The 3,964-nt window shown below is 52.4% G+C and carries 7 protein-coding genes; 4 read left to right on the top strand and 3 right to left on the bottom strand.

All coding sequences use genetic code 11. The features are described from left to right. Positions 1 to 2: 2 nt before the first annotated feature. Positions 3 to 167 carry a DUF1328 domain-containing protein gene (locus tag ACXJ5O_RS20780; RefSeq protein WP_027231091.1) on the bottom strand — a complete coding sequence of 55 codons (165 nt, stop codon included), beginning with the start codon at positions 165 to 167 and terminating at the stop codon, positions 3 to 5. Between the two features lie 76 nt (positions 168 to 243). Then, entirely contained in the window at positions 244 to 1,038 is a 795-nt protein-coding gene (locus tag ACXJ5O_RS20775) for a response regulator (RefSeq protein ID WP_457301545.1), read from the bottom strand. 184 nt (positions 1,039 to 1,222) lie between these two features. Here ACXJ5O_RS20775 and ACXJ5O_RS20770 point away from each other — a divergent pair, with 184 nt between their 5' ends. Next, positions 1,223 to 1,426 (top strand): NepR family anti-sigma factor, encoded by a 204-nt coding sequence (locus ACXJ5O_RS20770; RefSeq protein WP_112532194.1) that lies wholly within the window; start codon positions 1,223 to 1,225, stop codon positions 1,424 to 1,426. A gap of 11 nt (positions 1,427 to 1,437) precedes the next feature. Next, a complete protein-coding gene (locus tag ACXJ5O_RS20765) occupies positions 1,438 to 1,989 on the top strand; it encodes an RNA polymerase sigma factor (protein ID WP_112532195.1) in 552 nt (183 codons plus the stop codon). On the opposite strand, the gene ACXJ5O_RS20760 is transcribed toward ACXJ5O_RS20765, so the two are convergent. Further along, positions 1,972 to 2,379: a hypothetical protein gene (locus tag ACXJ5O_RS20760; RefSeq protein ID WP_457301544.1), complete on the bottom strand. Its 408-nt coding sequence runs from the start codon at positions 2,377 to 2,379 to the stop codon at positions 1,972 to 1,974. The genes ACXJ5O_RS20765 and ACXJ5O_RS20760 overlap by 18 nt on opposite strands. Before the next feature lie 143 nt (positions 2,380 to 2,522). On the opposite strand from ACXJ5O_RS20760, the gene ACXJ5O_RS20755 reads away from it, so the two are divergent. Continuing rightward, a complete protein-coding gene (locus ACXJ5O_RS20755; protein WP_457301543.1) occupies positions 2,523 to 3,278 on the top strand; it encodes a Crp/Fnr family transcriptional regulator in 756 nt (251 codons plus the stop codon). 49 nt (positions 3,279 to 3,327) lie between these two features. Continuing rightward, the coding region (locus tag ACXJ5O_RS20750) for a CHASE3 domain-containing protein (RefSeq protein ID WP_457301542.1) at positions 3,328 to 3,964 on the top strand (637 nt) is incomplete at its 3' end.

Below are 3,964 nucleotides of genomic sequence, written 5' to 3'. Positions count from 1 at the left end.
GGCTAGGCGCGACGTATGATGCTGGCGATCAATGAGATTAGCAATAGCGCCAGGAACACGTAGAAAATGATCTGAGCGATGCCTGCCGAGGCGCCGGCAATACCGCCAAAACCTAACGCGCCTGCCACAAGTGCTATGATCAGAAAAATTACAGCATAATAAAGCATTTATCATCTCCCTGTCTTGTCGGATTCAAAACGGGCAAGACGCTGTTTTGTTCCCAAGGCAGGAGGGCAACGCGCTCTACGCCCTGGCTTTGCTGCTCTCTTTAAAGAACAGGGCCTGGGTGATTAGTGCCTTGACCATATCGGGATTGAACGGTTTGGTAACGAGGAAGGTCGGTTCCGGCCGTTCTCCTGTCAGCAATCTTTCGGGGAAGGCGGTGATGAAAATAACAGGGACAGCGTCCTGGCTGAGAATGTTGTTCACTGCGTCGATACCGGAGCTTCCATCCGCAAGCTGAATATCTGCCAGAATCATGCTCGGATGGGTGGCGGAGTAAATCTTGAGCGCCTCGTCGCGCGTGCGTGCAATGCCAACCACGCGGTGCCCGAGGGTTTGGACCATGTGCTCAATATCCATGGCGATCAAAGGTTCGTCCTCAATAATCAGAATGTCGGTTGCGATCTGTTTCGAAATGCCGACGGATGCCTCATCCAGCAGCCCATAAAGTTCGCCATCCGTGACTTCGAGAATTTCCATCGTCTCAGCCTGGCTGAAACCTTCAAGGCTGATCAGCAKGAAGGCCTGACGGGCCTTCGGCGCAATTGCAGTGAGGTTGGCCGCTGCGTGTCTCTCCCAGCCGAACTCGGATTTCAGTTCGAGAGGGCGGACATTGACGGAGTTGAAATGTTTGATCAGCAGCTTGTAGAGGCTAGCACGATCAGATCCTGCTTGAGGGAAAAGGGAAACGTCAGTGATGAGAATTTCAAGCGTCGCCGCAACATAGGCATCGCCGGAAGATTGCGAGCCGGTGATAGCGCGAGCGAAACGGCGAAGATATGGCAGATGGGGGGCTATCCGGGTGGACAATGACATTATAGCGATTTCCCTGTTTCGGGTGGGTACTGAGGCGTGGTGAGTTCTTTCCTGAAACACTTTCGCAAAAAAAAAGTTCCCTGTAACGGAACTTTCTTCTTTGTCAGGAATTGTCGTCATTAATGTGCCTTGGGTACAGGCTCTATTCATACTACAGCGACGAACCACCAGCAAAGATCAGACAATGAACGCCAAAAAGAATTCTATTGACGCTCCTGAAAAGGTGCGAGTTCGCCGCCGCGACATTAAGAACGCTGAAACAGAAATTGGTCTGAAGTTACGCGCGCTTTACGCATCGGTGCAGGAGGAAGAAATACCGGCTCGTTTTCTCGATCTTCTTGAAAAGCTTGATGAGGCTGAACGCAATCACACGCAATCATCCAAATAACGGGCTGTTGAATGGTACATGAATCTGCCGACTTCAAGAGAGATTTGATTGCTGCCTTGCCGAAACTGCGAGCATTTGCAGTGTCACTGATCGGTAATCCGGACAGGGCAGATGACCTTGTGCAGGATACGATCATGAAGGCGTGGGCCAAACAGGATTCGTTCGAGCCCGGCACCAATATCAAGGCTTGGCTGTTTACGATCTTGCGTAACGAATTCTACAGCCAGATGCGCAAGCGCGGGCGCGAGGTTCAGGATTCCGATGGGATATTCACCGAACAGTTGTCCGTCCATCCGGCACAATATGGCTCGCTGGATTTGCAGGATTTTCGCAAAGCGCTCGAAAAACTGCCCGACGATCAGCGTGAAGCGATCATACTTGTCGGCGCGTCGGGCTTTTCTTATGAAGAGGCTGCTGAAATCTGCGAGTGCGCCGTCGGAACGATCAAAAGCCGTGTGAGCCGTGCCAGAACACGTCTGCAGGAATTGCTCGAGATTCAGGGGGAGGTAGACTACGGTCCTGATTCAATCGCAACGCAGGTCACGTCAAACAAGTTCGCCTGAGGAGCCGGTTTCGTTGAATCGCTTTTTCGACGGCGATAAGGCGGCTACAGCTTTGATAATTTGACTTTTGCCGTAGGGTTTGCCGACAACGGTAACTCCTACAAAGCCATCTATGCCACCTGCTTCCACATCATACGCAGTGGTGAAAACCAGCGGCACGCCTCGCGATTGCAATAGGCTGGCCGCCTGCAATGAAGAAACACCGTGCGCTTCGACCTCGATGATTGCAATGTCGCATTCGGCGTCGCTTTCGATCCAGGCAAGTAGTTCATTAACATTCGAAACCAGATCGACGGATTGCACCTGGCACTCTTCCGCGATGCGCGCCAGCTCCAGTCCAATCAGATATTCATCTTCGAGGACCAGAAGTCGCATGCCTTTCAATTCCATTTAAGATGCTCCTGTGGGGACTTCTTATGCACAGGACCGAATCGCAATGTCATTTAACTAAGACATACGGATTGCGAAGAAATGTTAAGCAATCCTCAGGCGGCGTGATACCCTATAACCTGACCATCAATTGAACGGCCATAATGAAAACCACGAAGACTTCGGCTGCCCGGCAGTACCCCTGTGACAAATGTCCATTACAGGAGTTCCCGCAGTTCCAGCGGCATACCAAAGAAGAAATATCGTTCCTCACGAATTTCAAAACGGGCGAGCTGGTTGCCGATGCCGGTACGACTGTTCTTGTGGAGGGTGCCAATAGTGCGCACCTCTTTACCGTGCTGTCCGGCTGGGGCTTCCGCTACAAGACATTGGAGGACGGTCGCCGGCAGATTCTGAACTATATTCTACCTGGTGATCTGATTGGTCTGCAGGGGTCTGTGATGCGCGAGATGCAACATTCGATAGAGGCATTGTCGCCGATGATACTTTGTGTATTCCAGCGCGATAAACTTGCAAACCTCTTCCGCAACTATCCCGAACTCGCCTATGACATAACCTGGATTGCTTCCCGCGAGGAACAAATGCTCGACGAAATCCTGCTGAGCGTGGGACGGCGCACGGCCTTGGAGAGGGCAGCCTATCTTTTTGCCTTCGTGTTCCAGCGTGCCAAATCAGTAGGGATGGTCAGGAGTAACAAGCTGATGGTGCCGCTGACGCAACAACATGTGGCTGATACGCTAGGCCTTTCGATTGTTCACACTAACAAGACGTTGAAGAAGCTCGCGGCTCGTAACGCCCTTCGTTGGCTCGATCGCGGGTGCGAGATCCTTGAGGAGGACGTGCTCCTGGACATATCGGGATGGCAGGGTTTGCCGGGCACGCTTCGACCATATATCTAGGATATTCCCATGGAGGGCACATCATTTGTTGTGGTGGCGCAGAATTGTCATGAGCTTTTCACGGAGGCCGCTAAGGGGCTTGGCGATCGTACTTTCACTCGCCATGATCATTGGTTCGGCCGGCTCCACGATTATCCTTGCGCGCAGCGTCAACAATCAGATCGACGATATCCTCGCCACCTATAAAGTGCGTGAACAGGCATATGGTTCGCTGTCATTGATGACCGAGGCTCACAACAGCCAGCGGGGGTTTATCTTGACGCAGAGTGCACTGCTGCTCGATCATTATCGAAATGTAACAGCCCGGCTCGACGAGAGCCTCAACACGCTTACGGAAATGACCAGGGGAAATCCGCGGCAGCAGGCTACGGCGACTCGAATCCGCGATCTGGCGAAAGCAAAACAGAGAAACGTGGATGCGGCGATTGCCCAAGCGGTTGCGGGGATGAGTACGGAAGCCCGTGAGTCCCTCGGACCAAATTTCGGCGTTGGTCAACTCGATGAAATCAACAAGACGGTCGACGGCTTTCTCGCAGAAGAAGATCGAAGGCTGATTGAACGAAACATTGCTGTGGATCAAATGAGAAGCTGGCTAACAATAGCTGCGCTCTCTTCCCTCGGGGGTGCTCTCATTCTGGCAGTCATTCTTGCGAACCGAACCAGACGTTATGTACGCAAGCTGACAG

It is taken from the genome of Phyllobacterium sp. P5_D12 (assembly GCF_054049495.1).
This window is presented reverse-complemented; position numbering and strand designations above follow the sequence as displayed.